This window comes from Micromonospora sp. DT62 (genome assembly GCF_049847285.1).
Lineage (GTDB): Bacteria > Actinomycetota > Actinomycetes > Mycobacteriales > Micromonosporaceae > Micromonospora > Micromonospora reichwaldensis.
Genome location: NZ_JBNCOB010000017.1, coordinates 54,114 through 77,540, shown reverse-complemented (window position 1 = coordinate 77,540; position 23,427 = coordinate 54,114). Strand labels below are relative to the sequence as shown.

General features: G+C 75.5%; 21 protein-coding genes and 2 pseudogenes. 13 read left to right on the top strand and 10 right to left on the bottom strand.

Features of this window, described 5'->3' with window-relative positions:
* Positions 1–9: 9 nt before the first annotated feature.
* From ACPXCB_RS21825 to ACPXCB_RS21810, 4 genes and pseudogenes are all read right to left on the bottom strand, one after another.
* A pseudogene (locus ACPXCB_RS21825) lies at positions 10–1,092 on the bottom strand (vWA domain-containing protein); the annotation flags it as partial.
* A 114-nt stretch (positions 1,093–1,206) separates the two neighbouring features.
* A pseudogene (locus tag ACPXCB_RS21820) lies at positions 1,207–1,542 on the bottom strand (hypothetical protein); the annotation flags it as partial.
* Positions 1,539–2,945, bottom strand: a complete 1,407-nt coding sequence (locus tag ACPXCB_RS21815; protein WP_425877413.1) for a hypothetical protein — start codon at positions 2,943–2,945, stop codon at positions 1,539–1,541. The pseudogene ACPXCB_RS21820 and the gene ACPXCB_RS21815, both read right to left, overlap by 4 nt.
* Complete coding sequence (locus ACPXCB_RS21810) at positions 2,945–3,451, bottom strand: hypothetical protein (RefSeq protein ID WP_425877412.1); 507 nt, start codon at positions 3,449–3,451, stop codon at positions 2,945–2,947. The genes ACPXCB_RS21815 and ACPXCB_RS21810 overlap by 1 nt, the downstream gene beginning before the upstream one ends.
* 450 nt (positions 3,452–3,901) lie before the next feature.
* On the opposite strand from ACPXCB_RS21810, the gene fxsA reads away from it, so the two are divergent.
* Genes fxsA through ACPXCB_RS21795 form a run of 3 tightly spaced genes read left to right on the top strand, consistent with a single transcriptional unit; the run spans position 3,902 to position 7,164 of the window.
* A complete protein-coding gene (gene fxsA, locus ACPXCB_RS21805) occupies positions 3,902–4,093 on the top strand; it encodes an FxSxx-COOH cyclophane-containing RiPP peptide (RefSeq protein ID WP_358119863.1) in 192 nt (63 codons plus the stop codon).
* A gap of 1 nt (position 4,094) precedes the next feature.
* On the top strand, positions 4,095–5,405 hold the full coding sequence (locus ACPXCB_RS21800) for an FxsB family cyclophane-forming radical SAM/SPASM peptide maturase (RefSeq protein ID WP_425877411.1): 1,311 nt from the start codon (positions 4,095–4,097) through the stop codon (positions 5,403–5,405).
* A 4-nt stretch (positions 5,406–5,409) separates the two neighbouring features.
* Entirely contained in the window at positions 5,410–7,164 is a 1,755-nt protein-coding gene (locus ACPXCB_RS21795) for an aKG-HExxH-type peptide beta-hydroxylase (protein WP_425877410.1), read from the top strand.
* A 54-nt stretch (positions 7,165–7,218) separates the two neighbouring features.
* On the opposite strand, the gene fxsT is transcribed toward ACPXCB_RS21795, so the two are convergent.
* Positions 7,219–11,130: an FxSxx-COOH system tetratricopeptide repeat protein gene (fxsT, locus tag ACPXCB_RS21790; protein WP_425877409.1), complete on the bottom strand. Its 3,912-nt coding sequence runs from the start codon at positions 11,128–11,130 to the stop codon at positions 7,219–7,221.
* Between the two features lie 16 nt (positions 11,131–11,146).
* Positions 11,147–12,379 carry a TIR-like protein FxsC gene (locus ACPXCB_RS21785; protein ID WP_425877408.1) on the bottom strand — a complete coding sequence of 411 codons (1,233 nt, stop codon included), beginning with the start codon at positions 12,377–12,379 and terminating at the stop codon, positions 11,147–11,149.
* Positions 12,380–12,567: 188 nt separating this feature from the next.
* Between ACPXCB_RS21785 and ACPXCB_RS21780 the strand changes: the two genes are divergently transcribed.
* The 4 genes from ACPXCB_RS21780 to ACPXCB_RS21765 all read left to right on the top strand — a co-directional run bounded on the left by ACPXCB_RS21780 (position 12,568) and on the right by ACPXCB_RS21765 (position 14,871).
* Positions 12,568–12,948, top strand: a complete 381-nt coding sequence (locus ACPXCB_RS21780) for an ArsR/SmtB family transcription factor (protein ID WP_366643084.1) — start codon at positions 12,568–12,570, stop codon at positions 12,946–12,948.
* Positions 12,945–13,586 carry an SRPBCC family protein gene (locus ACPXCB_RS21775; RefSeq protein WP_425877407.1) on the top strand — a complete coding sequence of 214 codons (642 nt, stop codon included), beginning with the start codon at positions 12,945–12,947 and terminating at the stop codon, positions 13,584–13,586. Before ACPXCB_RS21780 ends, ACPXCB_RS21775 begins: the two co-directional genes overlap by 4 nt.
* 135 nt (positions 13,587–13,721) lie before the next feature.
* Positions 13,722–14,282 carry an NADAR family protein gene (locus ACPXCB_RS21770; protein WP_425877406.1) on the top strand — a complete coding sequence of 187 codons (561 nt, stop codon included), beginning with the start codon at positions 13,722–13,724 and terminating at the stop codon, positions 14,280–14,282.
* A 76-nt stretch (positions 14,283–14,358) separates the two neighbouring features.
* Positions 14,359–14,871 (top strand): NUDIX domain-containing protein, encoded by a 513-nt coding sequence (locus tag ACPXCB_RS21765; RefSeq protein ID WP_425877405.1) that lies wholly within the window; start codon positions 14,359–14,361, stop codon positions 14,869–14,871.
* 10 nt (positions 14,872–14,881) lie between these two features.
* Here ACPXCB_RS21765 and ACPXCB_RS21760 read toward each other — a convergent pair whose 3' ends face one another.
* Positions 14,882–15,421 (bottom strand): RNA 2'-phosphotransferase, encoded by a 540-nt coding sequence (locus ACPXCB_RS21760; protein ID WP_425877404.1) that lies wholly within the window; start codon positions 15,419–15,421, stop codon positions 14,882–14,884.
* 113 nt (positions 15,422–15,534) lie between these two features.
* Here ACPXCB_RS21760 and smpB point away from each other — a divergent pair, with 113 nt between their 5' ends.
* Entirely contained in the window at positions 15,535–16,029 is a 495-nt protein-coding gene (gene smpB / locus ACPXCB_RS21755; protein ID WP_425877403.1) for an SsrA-binding protein SmpB, read from the top strand.
* Between the two features lie 145 nt (positions 16,030–16,174).
* Here the strand turns inward: smpB and ACPXCB_RS21750 are convergent, their stop codons facing one another.
* Together ACPXCB_RS21750 and ACPXCB_RS21745 are read right to left on the bottom strand one after the other, a co-directional pair.
* Complete coding sequence (locus ACPXCB_RS21750) at positions 16,175–17,332, bottom strand: hypothetical protein (protein ID WP_425877456.1); 1,158 nt, start codon at positions 17,330–17,332, stop codon at positions 16,175–16,177.
* On the bottom strand, positions 17,239–18,423 hold the full coding sequence (locus tag ACPXCB_RS21745) for a transporter substrate-binding domain-containing protein (protein WP_425877402.1): 1,185 nt from the start codon (positions 18,421–18,423) through the stop codon (positions 17,239–17,241). The genes ACPXCB_RS21750 and ACPXCB_RS21745 overlap by 94 nt, the downstream gene beginning before the upstream one ends.
* A 148-nt stretch (positions 18,424–18,571) precedes the next feature.
* Between ACPXCB_RS21745 and ACPXCB_RS21740 the strand changes: the two genes are divergently transcribed.
* The 4 genes from ACPXCB_RS21740 to ACPXCB_RS21725 are packed head-to-tail and all read left to right on the top strand — an operon-like array spanning position 18,572 to position 21,649.
* Positions 18,572–18,997, top strand: coding sequence for a TOBE domain-containing protein (locus ACPXCB_RS21740; protein ID WP_425877401.1), 426 nt, complete (start codon positions 18,572–18,574; stop codon positions 18,995–18,997).
* Positions 18,994–19,776 (top strand): molybdate ABC transporter substrate-binding protein, encoded by a 783-nt coding sequence (gene modA / locus ACPXCB_RS21735; protein WP_425877400.1) that lies wholly within the window; start codon positions 18,994–18,996, stop codon positions 19,774–19,776. Before ACPXCB_RS21740 ends, modA begins: the two co-directional genes overlap by 4 nt.
* On the top strand, positions 19,773–20,588 hold the full coding sequence (locus ACPXCB_RS21730) for an ABC transporter permease (protein ID WP_425877399.1): 816 nt from the start codon (positions 19,773–19,775) through the stop codon (positions 20,586–20,588). The genes modA and ACPXCB_RS21730 overlap by 4 nt, the downstream gene beginning before the upstream one ends.
* Positions 20,585–21,649 carry an ABC transporter ATP-binding protein gene (locus ACPXCB_RS21725; RefSeq protein WP_425877398.1) on the top strand — a complete coding sequence of 355 codons (1,065 nt, stop codon included), beginning with the start codon at positions 20,585–20,587 and terminating at the stop codon, positions 21,647–21,649. The genes ACPXCB_RS21730 and ACPXCB_RS21725 overlap by 4 nt, the downstream gene beginning before the upstream one ends.
* Positions 21,650–21,847: 198 nt before the next feature.
* On the opposite strand, the gene ACPXCB_RS21720 is transcribed toward ACPXCB_RS21725, so the two are convergent.
* A complete protein-coding gene (locus tag ACPXCB_RS21720; protein ID WP_425877397.1) occupies positions 21,848–22,273 on the bottom strand; it encodes a type II toxin-antitoxin system Phd/YefM family antitoxin in 426 nt (141 codons plus the stop codon).
* Positions 22,274–22,439: 166 nt separating this feature from the next.
* Between ACPXCB_RS21720 and ACPXCB_RS21715 the strand changes: the two genes are divergently transcribed.
* Positions 22,440–23,225 carry an RNA ligase family protein gene (locus ACPXCB_RS21715; RefSeq protein ID WP_425877396.1) on the top strand — a complete coding sequence of 262 codons (786 nt, stop codon included), beginning with the start codon at positions 22,440–22,442 and terminating at the stop codon, positions 23,223–23,225.
* The last annotated feature ends 202 nt before the right edge of the window (positions 23,226–23,427 follow it).

Sequence of the window (23,427 nt, the reverse complement as noted above, 5' to 3'; positions counted from 1 at the left end):
GTTGTTCTCCTAGGTGAGGAAGCTCTTGAGCTCGAAGACGAGTTTGCGGATGTGACCGGAGATGACCGGCGTGCCCAGGTCCTTCAAGCGTTGCCGGAACCAGGGGTTGACGCTCTGCTGGCCCGAGCTGTTGACCGAGCCGACCGGGATGAACCGCACCCCGGAGCGGTGCACCGCCTCGATGCCGTCGAACAGCGGCTGGGAGCGGTTGAACTCGTAGAAGTCCGAGATCCACACCATGACCGTGTTCCTCGGCTCGACGATCTTGGGGCGGGCCAGCGCCATCGCGACCGGGCCGTCGTTGCCGCCGCCCAGCTTGGTACGCAACAGCACCTCGAACGGGTCGTGCACCCACGGCGTGAGGTCCAGCGCCCGCGTGTCGTACGCGATCAGGTGCACGTCCACCTTGGGCAGGCCGGCGAAGATCGACGCGAGGATCGTGCAGTTGACCATCGAGTCGACCATCGAGCCCGACTGGTCCACCACCACGATCAGCCGGGCCGGCGTGGCCCGGCGGGCGGTCTGCCGGTAGTAGAGCCGGTCGACGTAGAGGCGCTCGTCCTCCGGGCTCCAGTTGGTCAGGTTCTGCCAGATGGTGCGGTCGAGGTCGAGGTTGCGGTAGACCCGTTTCGGCGGCACGGACCGGTCGACGACGCCGACGCTGGTCTGCGCGACCTGGGTACGCAGCACCTCGGCGACCTCGTCGACGAACCGGCGGATGAGCGCCTTGGCGTTGGCCAGGGCCACCCCGGAGAGGTTGGCCTTGTCCCGCAGCAGCTGCTCGATCAGCGACATGCTGGGCGTCAGCCGGCTGGCCAGCACCGGGTCGGCCAGCACCTCCCGCAGGTGCATCCGGCGGACCAGGTCGCCCTCGATGCCGGCCAGCACCCCGCCGAGGCCGTCACCGCCGCCCTGCCGGCGCAGCCCGCCGGGCTCCATCCCGAGGGCCTGCTCGAACCAGCCGGCGTCGGACTGCCACCGGGCCAGCTGGCCGGCGTCGACCGCCCCGTGGCCGGTGGCGAACACGTTGAGCAGCAGCTTCGACACCAGCGCGGCGCGGCGTACCTCGGCACCGCCGGGCGCACCCGACGCACCCGGCGGCCCGTCGCCACCCGCAGCAGGCTCGGTGGCCGGGTCGGCGCCCGGCGCGGCGGCCTCGCCGGGTGCCGACGCGCTGGCGACGCCGGGCGCGGGCCCGTCAGGCGGCTCGGGAGCCGACGCGGCGGCCCCGGAAGCTGGCTCGGCGGGAAGGCCGGCAGCCGGCGCGTCGGGAAGGTCGGCGGCCGCAGGCGCGTCGGGCGTCGGGCTGAGCAGGCCGCGCAGCTCGTCGGCGACGGCCGGGAAGCGCTGGACGACGGTGTCCACCGACACCGCCGGATCCAGCAGGGCGGCCGGCAGCCCGAGGTCCTCGACGACCGCCATGCTGGCCGACTCCAGGGTGGGCTGCTCGTCGGGGTCGAAGAGCCGGGCCAGCAGCCGCCAGTAGAGCACCTGGCGTCGGTTGGCGTCGGCGAGGTCCGCGGGGGTCGGGGAGTCGCTCATCGGCGCAGCAACCGTCCCGCGCGCTCGCGCAGCACCGCCACGGCGTCGCCCGCCTTGGCCTCGGCCTTGGCGATCTTCGGGTCGGTGACCCCGCCCGCCCAGTCGCCGGTGTGCGCCTCGATCGGTCGGCGTTTGACGGTGGCCCGCACCGCCAGGGGTTGCAGCGACCACCGCCCGTCGTCCCACCGGATCAGGCCGAGGCACGCGGACGAGGCGGCCACCAGCTCGGGGGTGAGCGGGCCGCAGGACGGCAGCCGGTCGACCTCGACGGCGATCGGCTGGCCGTCGATCTCGAAGGTCGTCGTGCCGTCGTCGTCGCGCACGGTGTAGCCCTCCACCAGCACGGGCTCGGCGACCCCGACGGGGTGCCGCTCCAGGGGCGCCGACGCCGCCGCGACGGCCGTCGGCATCAGGACCCGGGCGGTGGCGAACGGGTCGGCCGGCTCGCCGGGTCGCACCCGGTCGTCGTGCCAGAGCAGGTCCGCCCCGTGCAGCGGCAGACCGGTGACCGTGAGGCTGCGCCGCTCGGCCAGCGCGGCCAGCAGCACGGGATGGGCGTCCAGCAGCCGCCACAGCGCGGGCCCGACGATCGTCTCCACCTTGACCGCGCCGACCGCGCAGCGGACCAGGCGCGGCGGTCCGCCGTCGGCCGGTTCGAGGATCGCGTGCACCTGCGCCTGCACGGCGGTGTCGTGCTCGTGCACGTCGACGCCGAGCACGAGCAGCCGCCCGGAGACCTCCTCGACGGCGGTCGGGACGGACGCGGCCGCCGTGTCCTGGGCGAGCAGCACGCCCCGGGCCCAGAGGTCGGCCCAGCGCCGCAGCGGCGGCTGCGCCATCGTGGCGACCGGCACGCAGGCGCGCAGCTCGGCGGCGAGCCCGTCGAGCAGCACCGCCAGCCGGCGCAGGCGGGGCTCGGCGAGGGCGGCCTCGACCGGCGCCCCCGCGGCGGCCACCAGCTCGTGGTCGACGCCGCCCCAGCCGGTCACCGCCACCTCGTGCAGCCAGGCGCGGGCGCCGGCGCTGGCCGCGGACCCGGCGCCCGAGGGCTCGGCCGTGCCGGGAGCCCAGGGGGCTCGGGCTCGGCCCAGCGCAGTGTCGAGCTGCCCGAGCAGCGCGTCGTGGGCGGCGCCGAGCAGCGCGCACCGGGCGCCGGCGAGGGCGAGGAGGTGTTCCTCGGCCACCGAGCCGGCGGTCACCTTGGCCACCGCCTCGGCGAGCCGGTCGCCGAGCGGGGTGGCGGTCAGCGCGCCGGCCAGGGCGGCCAGCGCGGCGGCGTCGTCCTCACCCACCCGGGCGAGGCCGCGCAGCAGGGCGTCGTCGAGGCCGGCGACCAGGTCGAGGGCGTCGGACAGGCCGGTCGGGGTGCCGTCGCGCAGGACGGCGAGCTGCGTGCCGAGCATCAGCGGCCCGCCCCGGTGGCCGGGAACCAGTGCAGCTCGGGCAGGGGGACCGCGCTGCCGGGCAGCTCCAGGTAGGACAGGTGGCGCAGGAAGCGACTGAACACGACGGCGGCGGGGGTCGGCTCGTGCCGCCCGTCGAGGGCGGCCAGCAGCTCCCGGGCCGTGGCCACTCCCGCTCCGACGTCGACCCGCAGGTAGCGGGCGACCCGGTCGGCGCCGTACTGGAGCAGCGCCTCGTCGGCCAGGGCGTGCAGGTGCTTGCACGGCACGCCGCGCAGCCCGCCGCAGGGGCGGTTGTTGTTGGTGCTGCAGTGGTAGGCGTGGGTGCCGGAGGCGATCGACGAGACGTAGACCCGGTCGACGTCCGACCCGCTGGAGACCACGCCCTGCAACCGCCCGTCGGCCAGCTCCAGGAAGGGCACCTTGGCCAGCTTGCGGGGCCGCGCCGGCGGCACCACCCGCACCGTGCTGCGCCGTCGCCACGCGGTCCGTTCCGCGTCAGCCACTGTCCGACCTCCCGTCCGCCGCTGCCGGCGCCGCCCATGACCATCCGCACGCCGGAGGGGTCGCCGGCGTCGCTGTGACGACAAGGATCATGGACCACGGGTACGACAGACCCTGAGTCGGGTTTACGGAGGGTGGTCGCTGCGGAGGCCGCCGCGCCCCTATGCTTCGGACACCGACGCCGACGGGAGGCGGGATGTCACCGGTCATCGCGGTCCCGGGCAGTGCCGGTGCCACCCGGGTCCACCACCTGTCACCGCGCGCTGCCGGACGCGTCCCGGTCACCGGACACACCGGCGGCGGGTCACTCGGCCGGGGCCGTCGGGATGCCGCCGACGCCCACCCCGGGGTGCGGTGTCGGGCCGTCGGGGCAGGCACCCGATGGTGTAGAAAAGGCGGGGTGAGCGCAGCGATGACGCGCGGCAGGACACACGGTCGCCGGACGGTCCACCGTGGCTGAGACCGAGCTGCCGCCACCGTCGGTGGACGCGGGGGCCGCCCTGGTGCGGCTGGGGGACATACCGCTGGCCGACCTGCTCGCCGGCGCCGGCGACGGCGTGCTGGCCCACGTGCTGGCCACGCTCGTGGCCGGCGACGAGCCGGGCCGGCAGCTCGACGTGTCGGCGTTCGAGTCGAGCTTCTGACGTGTCCGCCGACGCCCCGACGTCGGCCGCCCCGCCCCACCCTGACCACGCCGATCCGCCGACGCGGCACGGCCCCCTGGCGCTGGCGGCGGGGTCCTGCGGGCCCGCCCCGGTGGCCGAAGCGGCGCCGCCGGCCCGGGTCCGGCAGCTCGTGCTCAAGGTGCACAGCCGCTGCAACCTGGCGTGCGACCACTGCTACGTCTACCGCAGCGCCGACCAGCGGTGGCGGGAGCGGCCCCGGGTGATCGCGCCGGGCACCGTGGCCCAGGTCGCGCGGCGCCTCGGCGAGCACCTGGCACGGCACGGCCCCGACCGGGTACGCGTCGTGCTGCACGGCGGCGAGCCGCTGCTGGCCGGTCCGGCGACCCTCGACCGGACCGTACGCACCCTGCGGGCGGCACTGCCCCCGGGCGCGGCGCTCGACGTCGGCGTGCAGACCAACGGCGTGCTGCTGGACGAGGAGTTCCTGGCGCTGTGCCACCGCCACGACATCGACGTCGGGGTGAGCCTCGACGGCGGCCGGGCCGCCAACGACCTGCACCGCCGCTACCCCGACGGACGGGGCAGTTTCGCCGACGTGGCCGCCGCGCTGCGACTGCTCGGCCGCCCACGGCACCGGTCCCGCTGGGCGGGACTGCTCTGCACGGTCGACCTGGCCAACGACCCGGTGGGCGTCTACGAGTCGCTGCTCGCGTACGACCCGCCCCGCCTGGACCTGCTGCTGCCGCACGGCAACTGGAGCACTCCCCCGCCCGGGCGCCGGCCGGGCGGCACCGACACCCCGTACGGCGACTGGCTGGTGGCCGTCTTCGACCGCTGGTACGCCACGACGCCCCGCCGCACCGGGATCCGGTTGTTCGAGTCGCTGATCGCGCTGGTGCTCGGCGGCCGCAGCGGCACCCGTGCGGTGGGCTTCGCCGAGCCGGACGTCATGACGATCGAGACCGACGGCACCATCGAGGGCACCGACACCCTGAAGACCACCGACGACGCGTCGATGCGTACCGGCCTCGACGTCTTCCGCCACTCCTTCGACGAGGCGCTGCGGCACCCGTCGCTGGCGGGCCGGCCGACCGGTCCGGCCGCCCTGGCCCCCGCGTGCCGGGCCTGCCCCGTGCTCAGCGCCTGCGGTGGCGGCCTGTACGCGCACCGCTTCCACGCCGGCGCCGGCTTCGCGCACCCGTCGGTCTACTGCCCCGACCTCTACCGGCTGATCGACCACGTACGACGGGTGGTGGCCGCGGACGTCGACGCACTGCGCCGCCGCGCCCTGGCCGCTCCGCCCGCCGCCGCCCCGGCCCGGCGGCGGTGAGTCGGTGCTGCTCTCCCCCGCCCAGCTCGCCGGCCTCGCCGCGGGCCACGGCGACGACGCCACGCTCGAGGTGCTGCGCGCCGGTCAGCTCGGACGGCGGCGGCTGCTGACCGTCGCCGCCGCCCGCGCGGGCGGGACCGGTTCGCCGGCCGCGCGGTGCCTCGCCCTGCTCACCCGCGCCGAGCGGGCGGATCCGGCGGCCGTCGCCCACGTCCTGGCCCACCCGCCGGTCACCGGCTGGGCCACCGACGCCCTGCACGGCCGCCCCGACGCGGCCTACCTGGCCGGGCTGGCGGGGGCCGCCGCGCTGCGCGCGGGCCTTGCCTTCACGCTCGCCGTGCCCTGCCCGCAAGGCGTGCTGCTGCTGCCCACGGTGGGCGGCGCGGTCGGGCTCGGCGCCGGCACCGCGATCGTCCGCGGCACGGGTCGGCGCTACGACCCCGGCGCGGCCGGCGACGGGCGACCGCCGCCGGGGCTGTCGGTGCACGGGCCGGCCGGCGCCGTGCACGCCACCGACGGGTCGGGCGACGGGCACGCCCCGGCACGCGGGTGGCTGCCGAGCCGCCGGCTCACCCCGGGCCCCGACGCGCCCCCGACCGAGGTGCTCGTCGACGACCAGGATCCGCACCGGAGCCGCTACCACCGGCCGCCGACGAACCGCCTGGACGACGCCACGGCGGACCGCCTCGACCGGCTGGCCGGGCAGGCGTGGCACTGGCTGACCGACCGGCTGCCGGCGCACGCCCGGGGGCTGGCAGCGCTGCTGCGTACGCTGGTGCCGCTCACGCCGCCGCCGTCCGGGCACCCGGTCAGCGCCACCAGCCGTACCGCACTGGGTGCCATCGCGCTCTCCGTGCCGGCCGACCCGCAGACGCTCGCGCTGCTGCTGGTGCACGAGTTGCAGCACACCAAGCTGGGCGCGCTGCTGGACCTGCTGCCGCTGCACGCGCCGGGCGGCCCGGCCCGCTACCGGGCGCCGTGGCGATCAGACCCCCGCCCCGTCGGCGCGCTGTTGCAGGGCGCGTACGCGCACCTCGGGGTGGCCGAGGTGTGGCGCTGCCGACGACACGAGGACGTCCGCTGCGCGTTCGAGTACGCGTACTGGCGGGTGCAGACCGCGCGGGCCGTCGCGCAGCTCGCCGGTAGCGCGGAGCTGACCGACGACGGGCGGGCCTTCGTGGCGGGCATGGCCGGCACCCTGCGCGGCTGGCAGCCCACCGGCGACGCGCGGGTCGAGGCGGCGGCGCGCGACGTCGCGGACGGCGGGGCGGTGCGCTGGGCGCTGGCCAACCTGGTCCCCGACGACGACGGCGTGGCGGAGGTGGCGTACGCCTGGCGGCGGGGTCGGCCGCCGCCACCGATCGCCGCACCCGCCGTCGTGCCCGGCCCGGCCCGGCCCGCGTCGACCGGCGACACCGGCGCGGAGGCGGCGGTGCGGCGGCGGCTGCTGGCGACGACGCAGCACAGCGGCACGGGCAGCGGCGGGGCGGACGCGACGGGGCAGGTGGACCGCGCCGACCGGGCGTACGCGGCGGGGGACGCCAGCGGCGCGCTGGCCGGATACCGCCGCCGGCTCGCCGGGGACCCCGGGGACGCCGACGCGCTGGTCGGCGTCGCGCTGGCCGCCGGGCGGCTGGGGCGTACCGCCGCCGCGCGGGTGCTGACCACCCGCCCCGACCTGGTCCGGGCGCTGTGCCGGCGGCTGCCCGGCGCCGACCCGCTGGCGGTCGCGACCTGGCTGGCCGACGGCCCCGACTAGCGCGCCCTCCCGACCGGGCCCGGCGCAGGGCGGGCGCCCGGACCAGACCGGCGCTCAGAGCAGGGCGGGCTCGATGTAGCCGTTGAACCGGTCGCGCTGGCGGGCCTGGACCACCCGCGGGTTGTCGCCACCGAACAGCTGCACCAGCTGGCCGAACGCGTCGTCGTAGAGGGCGCGGCCGGCGTCGGCCTCGCTCTCGGTGGCGATCCTGCTGACCGCGAGGTTGAGCGCCGCCGAGACGCTGTCCGGGTGCTCGGCGCCGAGGGCCCGGATCAGCTCGACGTACGCGGTGGTGTCCAGCAGCAGGGCGGCGTCGCGCTCGCCGAGCGCGAACAGGTCGTTGGCGAGGTTGAGCGTGGCGAGCAGGGTGTGCGGGTGCCGCTCGCCGAGGCTGGCGAGAAGCTGGTCGCGGACCCGCTGGGCGAGGTCGAGCGCCTGGGGGTGTTCGCCGCCCTTGCGCAGGAACACGCCGAGGTTGTTGAGGCAGGCCAGGGTGATGGCGTGGTCGGCGCCGAGGACCTCGGTGTACGCGTCACGCAGCCGCCGCGCCATCCGCAGCGCGGTCGGGTTGTCGCCCACCGCCGACCAGGTGGTCGCCAGCGCCATCTCGCAGGAGAGGGTGTCGGCGTGCTCGCCGCCGAGGGTGCGCTGGTAGCGCACCACCGTGCGTTCCAGCACCCGGTGCGCGTCGGCGAAGCGGCCGAGCTGGCGCAGGGTCAGCGCCAGCTCCTTGGCGGTACGCAGGGTCTCCGGGTGGTCGGGGCCGATGATCTTCTGCTGGTTGGCGGAGGTGCGTTGCAGGACGCTGTGCGAGCGCCACAGCTCCCCGGTGTCGCGCAGCCCTCGGCCGTAGTTGCTGGCGGAGGCGAGGGTGGACGGGTCCTCGTCGCCGAAGCGTTCCCGGCGCCGCTCGTAGATGTGCTGGTCGAGCTGGGCCGCCTCCCGGAAGTGGCCGACGAGCCGCAGCGACACGGCGAGGTTGTTCTCGGCGGTCAGCGTACGGCCGCTGTCCTCGCCGAAGCTGCGGACGCTCAGCTCCAGGGTGCGCCGGTCGCGCTGCTCGGCGTCGTGGTAGCGGCCCTGGGCGCGCAGGTCGGCCCCGAGGCTGCGGGCCGTCATCAGGGTGTAGAGGTGGTGCTCGCCGAAGATCCGCCGCTGCCGGTCGTAGACGTCCTGGTCGATCTCGAAGGCCCGGTCGAAGAGGCTCTGCGCGCGCAGGACGTTGGCCAGGTGGAACCGCATCCGCAGCTTGGTGGGGTCGTCGTCGTCGGTGTCGCGCCACCGCTCCAACGCGTCCTCGGCCAGCGAGCGTGCGGACTCGTAGTCCCCGCGCCGGTAGAGGTAGCGCACGGTGTCGGCGACGAGCTGGCGGGCCTCCTCGGCCGTCGACTCGTGCAGCGCCGAGGGACGTACGTGCGGCCACAGCTCGGCGTAGCGCGGCCAGTTGGCCGGCTTGTCCGGATCGCGGGGGCTGGCGGCGGCGAGTAGCGACTGGGCCTCGCGACGGGTCTCGGCGGGGTCGTCGAGCTGGTCCTTGATGACGAGCTGCACCAGCCGGTGGATGCGCACGGTGTTGTTCTCCGCGTCGACCTGGGCGAGGCCGTAGCGGCCCAGTTCGGCGGTGACCAGCCCCTGCAGGATCGGGTCGGTGAGGGTGGGGTCGAACGGGGCCATGAAGACGGCGAACCGCTCGCCGGTGAGCATCGCGACCGGGATCGGCTCCGGCGCGTAGTACGAGCACAGCTCCAGCAGGCGCGCGGCGGCGGGCTTCTCCTGCCGCAGCTGGCGCAGGGTCACCAGCCAGGTCGCGGCGAGCGTCTTGGAGTATCCGGCCGACTGCCGGCCCTCCAGGATGCGCAGCAGGCCGGGGGTGTCCAGCGAGGCGAGGTACTGCTGCACCGGCAGCGCCGTGGCCCGCAGGTAGGCGGCGCCCTGTTCCACCGCCAGCGGCAGGTCGCCGAGCTTCTCCGCGACCTGGGTCGCCTCCTCCTGGGTGAGGCCGCGGACGCGGTCGCGCAGCAGCTGGACGCTCTCCATCCGGTCGAAGACGGTCAGCTCGGTGGCGCCCGCGTACTCGCTCCAGGTCTGGTCGCGCGTGGTGAGCAGGACGTGCCCGGGGCCCTGCGGCAGCAGCGCCCGGGTGGCCCGCGACGGCTCGTCGGCGTTGTCCATGACGATCAGCCAGCGCCGGCCGGGGCCGCCCCGGCGCAGCGCGTCGAGCACCCGCCGGACCGCCTCGCCACCGCCGCCGGCGCCGAGCCCCATCGCCTCGGCGAGGTCGGCCAGCCCGCCCCGGATCCGTTCCTCGCTGTCGGCGGGGATCCACCAGACCACGTCGTAGTCGCGGGCGAAGCGGAGCGCGTACTCGGCGGCGAGCTGGGTCTTGCCGACCCCGCCGAGACCGTGGATCACCTGCACCCCTGAGGCGGGCGAGGCGGTCAGCCGGTCGCGCAGCGCCTCCAGCTGCGCCGCCCGGCCGACGAAGGTGGTGCCGTGCTGGCGCACGTTCCACACCGCCGGGAACGTTCCGGGGAACCGGCCGACCGCCCGCCCGGTCACGGTGTGCGCGGGTGCGCCCACCTCCTCGAGCAGCAGGGTCCGGGCGGTGCCGGCGTCGACGTCGCTGAGGTCGACCGGGGTGCGGTCGGTGTAGGGCAGGGCGAGCCGGGACTCGTCGACCCGCAGCGGCACCAGCACGCCGGTGCCGGCGACCTGGTCCCGGCTGGCGGCGGCCTTCCACGCCTCCCCCGCCAGCGGCGTGGCCGCGAAGTGCCGGGTCAGCACGACCAGCACCCGGCTGGCGGCGGCGAGCGCCCGGTCGAACTCGGTGCGGCCACCCGCGCGCACCGGCACGTCGACCGCGCGGCGGTCCACCCGCAGCCCGGCCTCCTCGAGCTGGTCGCTGATCCACTCCGCCCAGAGCCGGTCCATCGAGGCGTAGCCGACCAGCACGGTCTGCTCGGCGGTGAGCCGGGACCGCTCGAACGCGGTCAGCGAGCGGCGCCGCTCCTCCTCCGGCATCGGCTCCAGCCGGGTGACCCGGCCGCCGGTCACCACCGACGCGAGCTGCTCGTACGCCGCCAGCAGGGTGCCCGCCTGCTCTGGACGGTCACCGAACGCGGCGAGGATCTCCTCGTAGGCGTAGAACGCGCGGTAGGGCACCTCGATGGTGTTCCAGTAGCGGGCCCGCGCGGCGTCGGAGAGGTGGTCGAGGAACGACGCGAACTCGGCCCGGACCAGGTCCCGGCCGGTCTCCAGCTTGCGCAGCTCGGCGTCCTCCACCCGGGTCGGCACGGGCACCAGCAGCGGCGGGTCGTCCGGGCGCTGGGCGCGGATCGAGCGGGCCACGGCCGACGCGCCCCGGATGCTCTGCGTCGACATGGTGAAGCAGTTGACGACGGTGTCGGGCAGTTGCACGGTGCAGATGCCGGCGACGTCGCTCAGGCCCGTACGGCTGTCGATCAGCACGATGTCGTACTCGGCGCGCATCTGCGCGCGGACCGCGTCGAAGAAGGCCGCCCCGCCCTGGCGTTCGTAGAAGTTCGACCAGTCGAAGGTGCTCACCAGCCGCGAGTACGCCGAGTCCTGCTGGCCGGCCGCCACGAAGTCGATCACGCCGCCGTGCGGGAACTCCCAGTTCAGCGAGACCGCCCGCCGCTGGATCTTGGCGTGCCCGGCGAGCAGCTCCTGCGGGTCGTCGCCGGGGTTGCGCTGCATCGTGGCCATCGAGTAATCCCAGATCATCTCGATGACCCCGGGGGTGGCGCGCAACTCGGAGTCGCGCAGGAACGGATGGAAGTAGCGGTGCAGGCCGGGCGACTCCAGGTCCCAGTCCACCACGAGCACCTGGAGCCCCTGGCTGGCCAGGATCCAGGCCACGTTGGCCAGCGCCATCGTGCGTCCCGTGCCGCCCTTGTACGAGTAGAACGTGACGATCTGTCCGCGTGCCGTGTCGTTCACCGCCATCGGCTGCCCGCCTCCATCAGGGACCTTCGAGGATCGGGCGGTGCACCGGGCCGTCCGACGGCGGCTCCTGGTAGACCGTGCCCGTACGGTAGATGCGGCTCTGGGCCACGACCAGCGCGTCCTCCAGCTCGGCGTGGAAGCGGCCGGCGGTGGCGATCTCCGGTCGCCACATCGCGGGATCGTTGCGCACCACGTGGTGCGACAGGACGCGCGCCAGGGTCTCCCAGAGCCGCTGGTTGCCGTCGGCCGCCGCGTCGTCGGCGGCCGTCCAGGGCACCAGCACCGGGGTGGTGGTGTCGGGGTCGCGGTCGTAGCCGACGAGGGTCAGCTCGTAGCGCGGCAGGCCGGCCGACCAGACGTCCACCACGAGCACGACGATCTGGTTGTGCGCCCGGGCCCACTCCCGCACCTCGACGAGGTCGACGGCGTCCTCGACCGTCCAGCCGTAGCTCTTGGTGGTGGCGACCGCCCCGGCGTAGCTGCCGATCGGCGCCTCCAGCTCGGGGCGGTACGGCCGCCAGTCCCGGGCCAGCGCGCCGTAGCGCTCCTCCGCCCCGCTGCGGGTGCCGGCCAGCTCCGCCGCGCTGCCGGCGGCCAGGACGAACCAGACGTGCCGGGCGCTGGTCGAGCGGGGCGACCGGGCGGCGGACGACCCGGGAGCCGGCCGCCGGCGGGTGGTCTCGAAGGCGCTGGTGACCTGGGCGAGCACCGGCCGTCGGGCGGGCCGGAGCAGGCGGTGGTCGCGGTCGGTCTGCACGATGTGCTTGGCCAGCGCGTCGACGAAGTCCTGGTACTCGTCGTGGTGCCGGCGGCGCTGCTTGAGGGTGAGCAGCCCGTCCTGGGCGTACACGGCGCCGGCCGGGAAGTTCTTGTGCTGGAAGCCGGTCAGCGCCCCGGGCACGCGGTCGCAGGGGATCCAGCGGATCGGCAGCACGGCGGGGGGACGGTGACGGAACTCCCGCTCGTGCGCGTCGACCCGGTCGGCGAAGACCCGGAACTCGCGCCCGCAGTAGTCACTGACCACGTAGCGGGGGGAGGTCAGCGCCACCAGGCAGGAACTGGTGGCGAGGGCGTCGGCCAGCTCCTGCGACCAGGTCGCGCCGAGCGGCATCTGCCCGTCGACGAATCCCGCCTGGTCCCAGCCCACGCCGGCCAGTCGGGCCACCGCCTCGCTGAGATCGCCGAAGAACTCCTGCACCTGGCCGTTGCGGTTGTCCTCATGGGCGTAGCTCAGGAAGAAGAGTGGCACGCCCGCCTCCGCTCACGGGTTCCACGATCGTACGGAAAGTATATGTCCGTCGATGCCAGGGTAGCGTCGTGCGGATCTTCGCACCGACCCGTGGAGAGTCGTATCCCCGACGCTTCCGCGCGGGCGTCGGCGACACGCCGACCCATCATGGGTCGCTTAAATAAGGGGTGACTGATATAAAGGGTTCCGTGCACGCCTTCGACGTACTCGGTGACCCGGTGCGGCGCCGCATCCTCGAACTGCTCACCGACGGCGAGACGACCGCCGGCGGGCTGTGCGACGTGATCCGGCGGGAGTTCGGGATCTCCCAGCCGGCCGTCTCCCAGCACCTGAAGGTGCTGCGGGACAACGGCTTCGCCACCGTGCGGGCGGAGGGGACCCGGCGTCTCTACGCCGTCGATCCCCGGCCGCTGCGGGAGGTCGACCGCTGGCTCGAGAACTTCCGCCGGTTCTGGACGCCGCCCCTGCACGCCCTCGCCACCGAGCTGGCCCGAGGCAAGCGCGAACGGCGGCTGCGCGAGCAGCCGCCCACGACAGACGACACGACCGACCACGGGAGAGACCGATGATCGACGCGACCGAGCAGATCAACGCCGTACGCCGCCAGCTCGGCCGGCGGGTGCTGGAGGCCGGCGAGGCCCGGGTGATGACCATCAGCCAGACGTACGACGCGCCGCTGGAGGACCTCTGGGACGCCTGCACCAACGCGGAACGGATCCCCCGCTGGTTCATGCCGATCTCCGGTGACCTGCGGCTGGACGGCCGCTACCAACTGGAGGGCAACGCCGGCGGCACGATCGAACGCTGCGACCCGCCGAAGGCCTTCGCCGCCACCTGGGAGTTCGGCGGCGAGGTGAGCTGGATCGAGGTGCGGCTGACGCCGGTCGGGGACGACCGGACCCGGTTCGAGCTGGAGCACGTCGCGCACGTCGACCAGGAACGCTGGGACCAGTTCGGTCCGGGCGCGGTCGGGGTCGGCTGGGACCTGGCGCTGCTCGGCCTGGCCTCGTACCTGGCCGCCGACGGCAGTGGGGTCACGCCGGAGGAGGGCGAGGCCTGGTCGGTGTCCGAGCAGGGCCGGCAGTTCGTGACGGCGAGCAGCGAGCGGTGGGGCGAGGCGAGCGTCGCCGACGGCACCGACGCCGAGGCCGCCCGGGGCGCCGCGGAGCGCACCACCGCCTTCTACACCGGGGCGCCGCCGGCCTGACCGCCCCGCCCGGCGCGGCGGGCACCGACCGCCCCGCGCACCCGACCGCGCGGCGCGGCGGCCCCGACGCCCGCGCCGGCGGCCGGCCGGAAAAGCACGCGCGTTCCGTCGGACCCCTCGGGCAGACTCGCCGCCATGTCGCCGCGATCCGTCACCGAGCTCGTCGCCGCCGTCCACGCCGGCGAGAAGATCCGCTACCTGCGCTTCTGGGGTCACCGACCGCAGCGTGACGGCAGCGTCGGGCCCGGCTGCCTGAGCCAGTGGTGGCCGGCCCCGTTCACCGACGGCGAGCGGACGTACGCCACCGCCGAGCACTGGATGATGTGGCACAAGGCGATGCTGTTCGGCGACGCGGCGGTCGCCGAACGGATCCTGGCGGCCGGGCACCCCCAACGCGCCAAGTCGCTCGGCCGCGAGGTGCGGGGCTTCGACCAGGCGACCTGGGAGGCCCGGCGCTTCGAGGTCGTGGTGGCGGGCAGCGTCGCCAAGTTCGACCAGCACGACGACCTGCGGGCGTACCTGCTCGGCACCGGCGAACGGGTGCTCGTGGAGGCCAGCCCGCTCGACCGCGTCTGGGGCATCGGCCTGGCCGCCGACGACCCGCGCGCGGACGATCCGGCGCGCTGGCAGGGCGCGAACCTGCTCGGCTTCGCCCTCATGGCGGCCCGGGACGCACTTCGCGCGGGCCGCCCGTGACCGCCGGGAGCCGCCGCCGCACGCCCCGGGCGGCAGGTCGCGGCGGCCACCGGTGCGCCGGGTAACGTGCTGCGGCATGACCGCCGTGGCGTACTCCCACTGTTCCTTCTGCGGCGCCGCCTATCCGGCGGCGGCCGGTTGGCCGCGGGTCTGCGCGGCCTGCGGCGGGACGGTCTGGCGTAACCCGCTGCCCGTCGCGGTGGCGGTGCTGCCGGTCCGCACGGCCCGGGGCCTCGGGGTGGTGGCCGTCCGCCGCGACATCGAGCCCGCCCGCGGCCAGCTCGCGCTGCCGGGTGGCTTCATCGAGTACGGCGAGGAGTGGCAGGAGGCGCTGGTCCGGGAGTTGTGGGAGGAGACCGGCCTGCGTGCCGAGGCCGCCGACGCCCGGCTCCTCGCGGTGCACGGCGCCCCGGCCGGCGGCACGATCATGGTCTTCGGCGAGCTGCCCGAGCGACGGGCCGAGGCGCTGCCGCCGTCGGCGCCGACAGAGGAGGCCACCGAGTGGCTGGTGCTCACCGAGCCGACGGAGCTGGCCTTCTCCACCCACACCCGGGTGCTCGCCGAATTCCTCGCCCGGCACGCGCGCTGAGCCGGACGGCTCAGTCGGCCAGGTATTGGGCGGGCACCGCGTCGGTGAGCCAGACGCCGTTGGCGCTGCGATAGAAGGCGTGCCCGTCGCGGGCCATCGCCGCCGCGTCCACGGTCAGCACCACCAGCTCGCCCGGCCGGCGGGCACCGACCCGTCGGGCGGTCGCCAGATCCGGCGACAGGTGGACGTGGTGCCGGCCGGCCCGGTGCAGGCCGGCGGCCCGGATCGAGTCGAGCGCGACGCGGCTGGTGCCGTGGTAGAGCCGCGCCGGCGGCGGGCTGGGCGCCAGTTCCAGGTCGACCGGGATCGAGTGCCCCTGGTTGGCCCGGATCCGCTCGACGCCGTCGGCACCGCGTTCCACGGCGAAGCGCTGCTTGTCGTTGTCGGCCACCACGGCGTCCAGGTCGACGCGGTCGATCCCGAGCGCGGCGAGCAGGTCGTCGACCGACACCCAGCCGGCCCGGTCGGGCGCGAGGCCGAACCGGGCGGGCTCGTGCCGCAACGCCAGGGACATCCGCTTGCTCAGCCGCACCATCGCCCGGTGATCCATTGGCGGAGTCTCCCCCGCCGGGCACCGCGGGCGCCATCGGATTCGGCCGGACCCGGCCGCCGCATCGGCGCCGGGCCGGCCAGCCCCGGCCGGCAGCCGATATCCTCGACCGGGTGAACGCGGCCCGGCAGACCGAGCGCAGGCTGATCGCCTCCAACAAGAAGGCGCGGCACGACTACACGATCCTCAAGACCTACGAGGCGGGCATCGTGCTGGCCGGCACCGAGGTCAAGTCGCTGCGCGAGGGTCGGGCGTCGCTGGTCGACGCCTTCGCCCAGGAGCGCGACGGCGAGCTGATGCTCTACGGGCTGCACATCGCCGAGTACGGCTTCGGCAGCTGGACGAACCACGCGCCCCGGCGCACCCGCAAGCTGCTGCTGCGCCGGGTCGAGATCGCCCGGATCCTGGAGCGGACCCGCGAGGGCGGCCTGACCCTGGTGCCCCTGTCGATGTACTTCTCGGGCGGCTGGGCGAAGGTCGAGCTGGCCCTGGCCAAGGGCAGGAAGTCGTACGACAAGCGGCAGGCGCTCGCCGAGCGCGACGCCGAGCGGGAGATCGCCCGGGAGCTGGGCCGCCACCTCAAGGGCCGCACCGCGCGACAGGGCTGACCGCTCCCGTCGCCTCCCCCGCACGGCGGGGCTGACCACATCCGTCGCTTCCCCCGACGCCGGCCACGGATGGCAACTGCTGACCCCGACGGATGCGGTCGGCGGGCGGGACGGGGCGTCGAGGGCCCGCCCCGCCCGCCGGCCGTCAGCGGGGGCCGGAGGACGGTGGCGCGGACGACCCGGCGGACCCGGGCGACGGCGGCGCGGCCGGTTCGGCTGGCTCGGGCGACTGCGGTGCGGACGGTTCGGCGGGGTCCCCGGCCGGCACCCGGCCCAGGCAGCGCGGGTCGGCCCGCCCCACCGGTTGCCGGGGGATCATCCAGTCCAGCGCCGTCTCCTCCACGTGCCAGCCGTACACGTCCACGCGGGTGACCGGGATCCGCCCCGGGTCGGGGCAGAGGAGCTGCCCACGTACCTGGTCGTTGGGCAGGAAGCGCACCTCGCCCCGCCCGTCGAGCACGATCGTCATCCGGTCGGTCACCGTGACCGCCTGGCCGCGTACCACCTCCCGCACCGGGCCCGCCTCCGGGCCGACCTCGACGGCGACCGCGGGCAGCAGCGGCACCCGCAGGAAGACCACCCCCGTCACCAGCGGCACCACCGCCGCCACCGCGTAGGCGAGGCTGTGGGTCAGCGCCGGGGCGACCGGGCGCGGCACCGGGCCGGTGAGCACCACCGCTCCCAGCGGGGGCACGACCAGCAGCAGGGCCGTGGCCAGTTCGCCGTCGCGGATCGCGGCCGGCAAGGCGGGCGCCAGCCAGGCATAGCTCGCGGTCGCCGCCACGACCGGCAGCACCAGGGTGGTGACCAGGAGCAGGCGGCGTCGGTCCGGGTACCGAAGCCGGGTCCGCAGCGCCAGCAGCCAGAGGGCGAGCATCATCAGCAGCGGCAGGAACCGCAGCTGCCAGGTGAGCGCCGCCAGCGCGGTCGCTGCCACCAGCACCCAACCGGGGGTACGCACGGTGCCGTAGGCGAGCAGCGAACGATCCGGGTCGAACCGGTCAGGCGCGCTGACCTGGAGCAGCCGGCCGAGGACGGTCAGCACCAGCACCACCAGCGGGAACGCCCACACCAGCGCGATCAGCAGGGCGCTGAGCAGCCCGAGCGGGCTGACGTACTGCACCAGCAGCAGCATCGTCGGCATGTCCTGCCGGCTGAGCCGCCAGAGCCGCAGCACCAGCAGCAGCACCGGGAACGCGGGCAGCAGCGTCAGCAGCCACTGCTGCGCCTGTTGCGCCTGCTTGGTGCCCGGGCGACGGTCGGCGCGCCCGATCGCGGCCGGCTCGGAGACGGCAGGGCCCATCTCTCCCACGGCCACTGCCGCACCTCCACCTTCTCCTCGGGCTCCGGCTGCCGGCCGACCGCCACCTGCTGCAGGTTGCTGTACTGCTGCTCCGAGGCCAGGTACCGGTCGAACGCCGCCTTCCACCGGTAGCCGTCGGGCCCCTCCGCCGACTGCTGCAGGGAGAGGTTGACCAAGTCCCGCATCGCCGGATTGGGGCCGGTGTTCACGCCCCACTTCTCCGCCGCCTCCTCGCCGATGTCCCAGTGCTGCAACTCCTGGCGCCCCCGCAGCTTCACCGCCGGCGGCAGCTCACCCGGCGGGCGGGGGCCCACGAAGCCGGCCAGGATCGCCGCGTCGGTGGTGACCGCGTCGACCTGCCTGTCGTAGAGCGCCTGGATGCACTCGCTGATCCGGTTGCGGCCGATCGGGCTCGCGCCGGCGTCCCGCAGGCGCCGCTCCGAGGTGGACGTGCCCAGCGTGCAGACCTTCGCCCGGTCGAGGTCGCGCAGGCTGGCGACCTTACGGCTGTCGGACGCGAGCGTCACCACCGACTGCTCCGTCTCCAGGTAGGGGAAGGAGAAGACCACGCCCTGCCCCTGGCGCTGCTCGGTGATGCTGTAGGAGGCGACCACCAGGTCGACGGTGACGAAGCTGCCGCCGGCGTCGCGGGCCTGCCGGCGGGCCCGGTCCTCGCTCTCGATCGCCAGCAGCGTCACCTCCGGCGCGTCGAACCCCAGGTCCTCGGCGATCATGTACGCGATCTCGATGTCGAAGCCCTCGAACGCACCGTTCTCCAGCTTCTGCGCCACGCCCGGCTGGTCGTCCTTGACCCCGATGACCAGCCTGTCCCGGTTGGTCAGCCCCGCCCGCTCGCGCAGCTCGTCCCAGGTGGGCGGGCCGGTCGCCACGACCACCCGCACCGTGGCCGCCACGACCACCACCAGCAGGAGCAGCAGGGCCGCCAGGCGCACCTGCCGGGACCTCGACCGGCGGGCGGTGTCGGCCACCACGGATTCCGGCGCCGGCGGGTTGCCGCCGCCCTCGTCGTCCTGACCCAACTCGGCCCTCCCGGTCGCCGTCCCCCGCCCGAGCCCTCCATTGTGGTCCATCACGCCAGGTCACGACAGCATCCGGACGGCTGGCCGTGTCGCGGCGGCCTCCGCCGCGCGGACACGAGGAACATGACCCTCTCCGGGCCGCATCCGCGACGGCTTGGCCACTCTTCTCCTCGCATCTGCCGGCCGCTAGGCTGGCCCGGTGACGACGTTCCGCATCGGGGAGGCCGCCGAGTTGCTCGGCGTCAGCGCCGACACCGTGCGCCGGTGGGTCGACGCCGGGCGGCTCGCCGCCGGCCGCGACGAGCACGGGCACCGGGCCATCGACGGGGTCGAGCTGGCCGCGTTCGCCCGGGGACAGGCCGCCGAGCCGGATGACCGGTCGGGCGCCTCCTCGGCCCGCAACCGGCTGCGCGGCATCGTGGTCAACGTCGTCAAGGACACCGTGATGGCGCAGGTCGACATCCAGGCCGGGCCGTTCCGGATCGTCTCGCTGATGAGCCGGGAGGCGGTCGACGAGCTGGACCTGCGCGTCGGTTCGTTGGCCGTCGCGGTGATCAAGTCGACCACGGTGGTGGTGGAACGCGCCTCCCCGTCCGGGGCCTCCCGGGGGAGGCAGGGGTCGTGAGAGCGGCGGGGCGGGCGCGGACGGTCGCGGCGGCGGCGGCGATCACCGCCCTGGTGGCCCTGGCCGGATGCGGCACGGGCACCACCGCCGATGGCGGGTCGATGGACGCCACGGTGACCGTGTTCGCCGCGGCCTCGCTGACCGAGTCGTTCACCCGGATCGGCCGGGACTTCGAGGCGGCCCACCCGGGCACGACCGTGGTCCTCAACTTCGCCGGCAGCGCCGCGCTGGCCGCCCAGCTCAACCAGGGCGCCCCGGCCGACGTGTTCGCCTCGGCGGCGACGCGCACCATGACCACCGTCGCCGAGGCCGGCAACGCCGACGGCGACCCGGTGGTCTTCGTCCGCAACCAGCTCGTCGTCGCCGTGCCGAAGGGCAACCCGCGGGGCATCGCCGGGCTGGCCGACCTGGCCCGCCCGGGCGTGAAGGTCGCGCTCTGCGCGGAGCAGGTGCCCTGCGGGGCGGCGGCGCGGACGGCGCTCGACGCCGCCTCAATCGCCCTCACCCCGGTCACCCTGGAGCAGGACGTGCGGGGCGCGCTGTCCAAGGTGCGGCTCGGCGAGGTCGACGCGGCCCTCGTCTACCGCACGGACGCCCTGGCCGCCGCGGCCGACGTGACGGCCGTCGAGTTCCCCGAGTCCGCCCGCGCCGTCAACGACTACCCGATCGTCGCGCTGCGGGACGCGCCCAACCCCGACGGCGCGCGGGCCTTCGTCGCGTACGTCCGCTCGGAGCGGGGGCGCGCGGTGCTCACCGGGGCCGGGTTCCAGGCCCCGTGACGCGTACCCACGGCGGGCGCCTGCGCCGGCGGGGCGCCGGGGTGCCCGTCGCGCTGCTGCTGCCGGCCGTGCTGGGCCTGGTCTTCCTCGTCCTGCCGCTGGTCGGGCTGCTGGCCCGTACGCCGTGGGCCGACCTGCCGCAGCGGCTCGCCGCGCCGGGCGTGCTCACCGCGCTGCGGCTGTCCCTGCTGACCGCCACGCTGGCCACGCTGCTCTGCCTGCTGCTCGGGGTGCCGCTGGCCTGGCTGCTGGCCCGCGTCGAGTTTCCCGGCCGACGCCTGGTACGCGCCCTCGTCACCGTGCCGCTGGTGCTGCCGCCCGTCGTCGGCGGGGTGGCGCTGCTGCTCGTCTTCGGCCGGCGCGGCCTGCTCGGCGGCTGGCTGGACGCGACCTTCGGGATCAGCCTGCCGTTCACCACCGCCGGGGTGGTGCTGGCGGAGGCGTTCGTGGCGATGCCGTTCCTGGTGATCGCCGTGGAGGGGGCGCTGCGCGGAGCCGACGGCCGGTACGAGGAGGCGGCAGCGACCCTCGGGGCGGGCCGCTGGACGACGTTCACGCACGTCACCCTGCCCCTGGTGGCTCCCGGTCTGGCCGCCGGGGCGGTGCTGTGCTGGGCCCGGGCGCTCGGCGAGTTCGGCGCCACCATCACCTTCGCCGGCAACTATCCGGGGCGTACGCAGACCATGCCGCTGGCGGTCTACCTGGCGCTGGAGACGGACGTGCAGGCCGCCGTGGTGCTCAGCCTCGTGCTGCTCACCGTCTCGGTGGCCATCCTCGCCGGGCTGCGCGACCGCTGGATCACCAGCCCGTGAACGCGCCCCTGCTCGACGCGCACCTCGTGGTGCAGCGCGACGCCTTCCGCCTCGACGTGCCGCTGCGCGTCGCCGCCGGCGAGGTGGTCGCGCTGCTCGGCCCCAACGGGGCGGGCAAGACCACCGCGCTGCGCGCGCTCGCCGGCCTGCTCCCGCTGACCGCCGGGCACCTCACCCTCGGCGGCGTCGACCTGGACCGGCCGCGAAGCCGCGCCTGGACGCCCACCGAGCACCGGCCGATCGGCGTGGTCTTCCAGGACTATCTGCTCTTCCCGCACCTGAGCGCGCTGGAGAACGTGGCCTTCGGGCCCCGGCGCCACGGCGCGGACCGGCGCGCCGCCCGCCGGACCGCCCACGACTGGCTCGCGCGGGTCGGCTTGGCCGAGCACGCCGACCGCCGTCCCCGGCAGCTCTCCGGCGGGCAGGCGCAGCGGGTCGCGCTGGCCCGCGCGCTCGCCGTCGAGCCGGCGCTGCTGCTGCTGGACGAGCCGCTCGCCGCGCTCGACGCGCGTACCCGGCTGGACACCCGGGCCGAGCTGCACCGGCACCTCGCCGCGCACCCGGGGGCCACGCTGCTGGTCACCCACGATCCGCTGGACGCGCTGGTGCTGGCCGACCGGCTCGTCGTCGTCGAGGAGGGCCGGGTGGTGCAGGAGGGCGACGCCGCGAGCGTCACGGCGCGGCCGCGCACCGACTACGTAGCCCGGCTCGTCGGGCTGAACCTGCACCGGGGCCACGCCGACGGGCACCGGGTCCGGGTCGCCGACGGGCTGACCCTCACCGTCGCCGACCGGCTCGACGGGGAGGTCTTCGTCGCCTTCCGGCCTTCGGCGGTGGCCCTGCACCCGTCACGCCCCGAGGGCAGCCCACGCAACACCTGGGCGGCGACGGTGGCCGGCGTGCAGCGGCACGGCGACGACCTGCGGGTGCAACTCGACGGGCCGATCGGGGTGTCGGCGGACGTCACGCCGGCCGCCGCCGCGCAGCTGCGACTGGCCCCCGGCCAGCCGGTCTGGGCCGCGGTGAAGGCGGCGCAGACCCACGCGTACCCCGCCGGCTGACGCCCTGCGGCCCCAGGGCCGGCGGCACCGCCCGGCTCTCCCTGCTGGACCGGGGCCGCGAGCGCTGCCCGCGGCGGCGTCGGGGCGCGGTCGACGGCCGCGCACCGGATCACGGCCAGGCAGCCGCTCGGCACAGAGCCCAGGGCGGCACGGAGCCCAGGGTGACGCGGACGCGGAGCGGCGCAGGACGCCGGCGGGTCAGGCGGCGGGGTCGGCGGCCAGCAGGTCGGCGTGGGCGGCCCGGAGCCGGGCGAGCCCCGGGTCGCTGCCCGGGGTGACCCGGCGGTCGAGTTCGGCCCATGCCTCGGCGAGGGCGGCGGTGACCGCGCGCAGCTCGGCGGCGTGCCGGTGGGCGCTGCGCCGGTGCGCCTCGTCGAGGCGCCGGGCCCAGCCGGCGGTGACGGCGGCGAGGCGGTCCCCGTCGGCACGCGCCTGGGCGGCGCTGCGGGCGGCGGCCGCCGGGACGATCGCGGCCACCGGGCGGGGATCGCCGTCGCGGGTGACGACGGTGACGGTGTCGGTCAACTCGGCCAGCGCGACGAGCTGGGTGAGCCGGGTGCGCGCCTCGCGCAGCGGCACCGAACGCGGCTGGTCGGTGTGCGGGGTGAGAGCGGGGACAGCCATGGATGGATGGTCGCCCCCGGGTACGACATTTCCGCACGCCGACGGTCCAGGATGGACGAGCGGACCAGAAACTGGCGCGAGCCGGGACCCGCGCAACGGATACGCTGCCGGCCCGCCGCCGCGCCGCGAACCGGTGCGGCGCAACCCGCCACGTGAAGGAGCTGCCGTGTCCCGCCTCGACGTCCGGACGGTCGACCTACGGACGATCAACTCGCTGACCAAGTACCCGTCGATCCCCACCTACCACGCCCTGGACCCCGGCAACGGCGGGCTGCTGGCGGAGTGCGTGGCGTTCACCGGGCCGGTCACCCTCACCGAAAAGGTCGACGGGACGAACGCCCGGATCGTCGTGCTCCCCGACGGCGCGTACCTGATCGGCAGCCGCGAGGAGCTGCTGTACGCGCGCGGCGACCTGATCGGCAACCCCGCGCTCGGCATCGTGGACGCCCTGCGCGACGTGGCCGAGCGACTGACGGTCGCTGCGGCGGCCGACCGGATCACGGTCTTCTACCTGGAGGTGTACGGCGGCAAGGTCACCGCCGCCTCCCGGCAGTACACGGCCGAGCGCCGGCTCGGGCACCGGCTCTTCGACGTGGCCGTGCTGGACGACCCCGCGCCGATGCTCGACTGGCCGGCGCAGCGGATCTCGGCCTGGCGCGACGGCGGCGGCCAGCGGTTCCTCGGGGAGACCGACCTCGTCGGGCGGGCCGAATCGCTGGGCCTGCCGGCGGTGCCCCGGCTGGCGACCGTCCCCGCCGAGGAGCTGCCCCGCGACATCGAGGGCATGCACACGTTCCTGACCGGGCACCTGCCCCGGACCCTGGTGGCCCTGGACGGTCCGGCCGGCCGGTCCGAGGGGCTGGTGCTCCGCGCGGCGGACCGCTCGGCCATCGCCAAGGCGCGGTTCCAGGACTACGAACGCACCCTGAAGCGCCGCGCCACCCGACGCTGACCACCGTTCGGCGGCGCGCCGGTTGGGCGCGCCGCCGGACCGGGGGTGCGGCGGGGCGACGACGATCGGGCGCCGACCCGCCACCCGGCGTCACGGGCGCCGGAACGCGGTGGGAAGTCCGGCCCGAACGCCTGGACAATTACAGTTAACAATCCTAATAATTGTGCATCCGTCGATCCGACGGCCCTCGTACCCGGGAGGT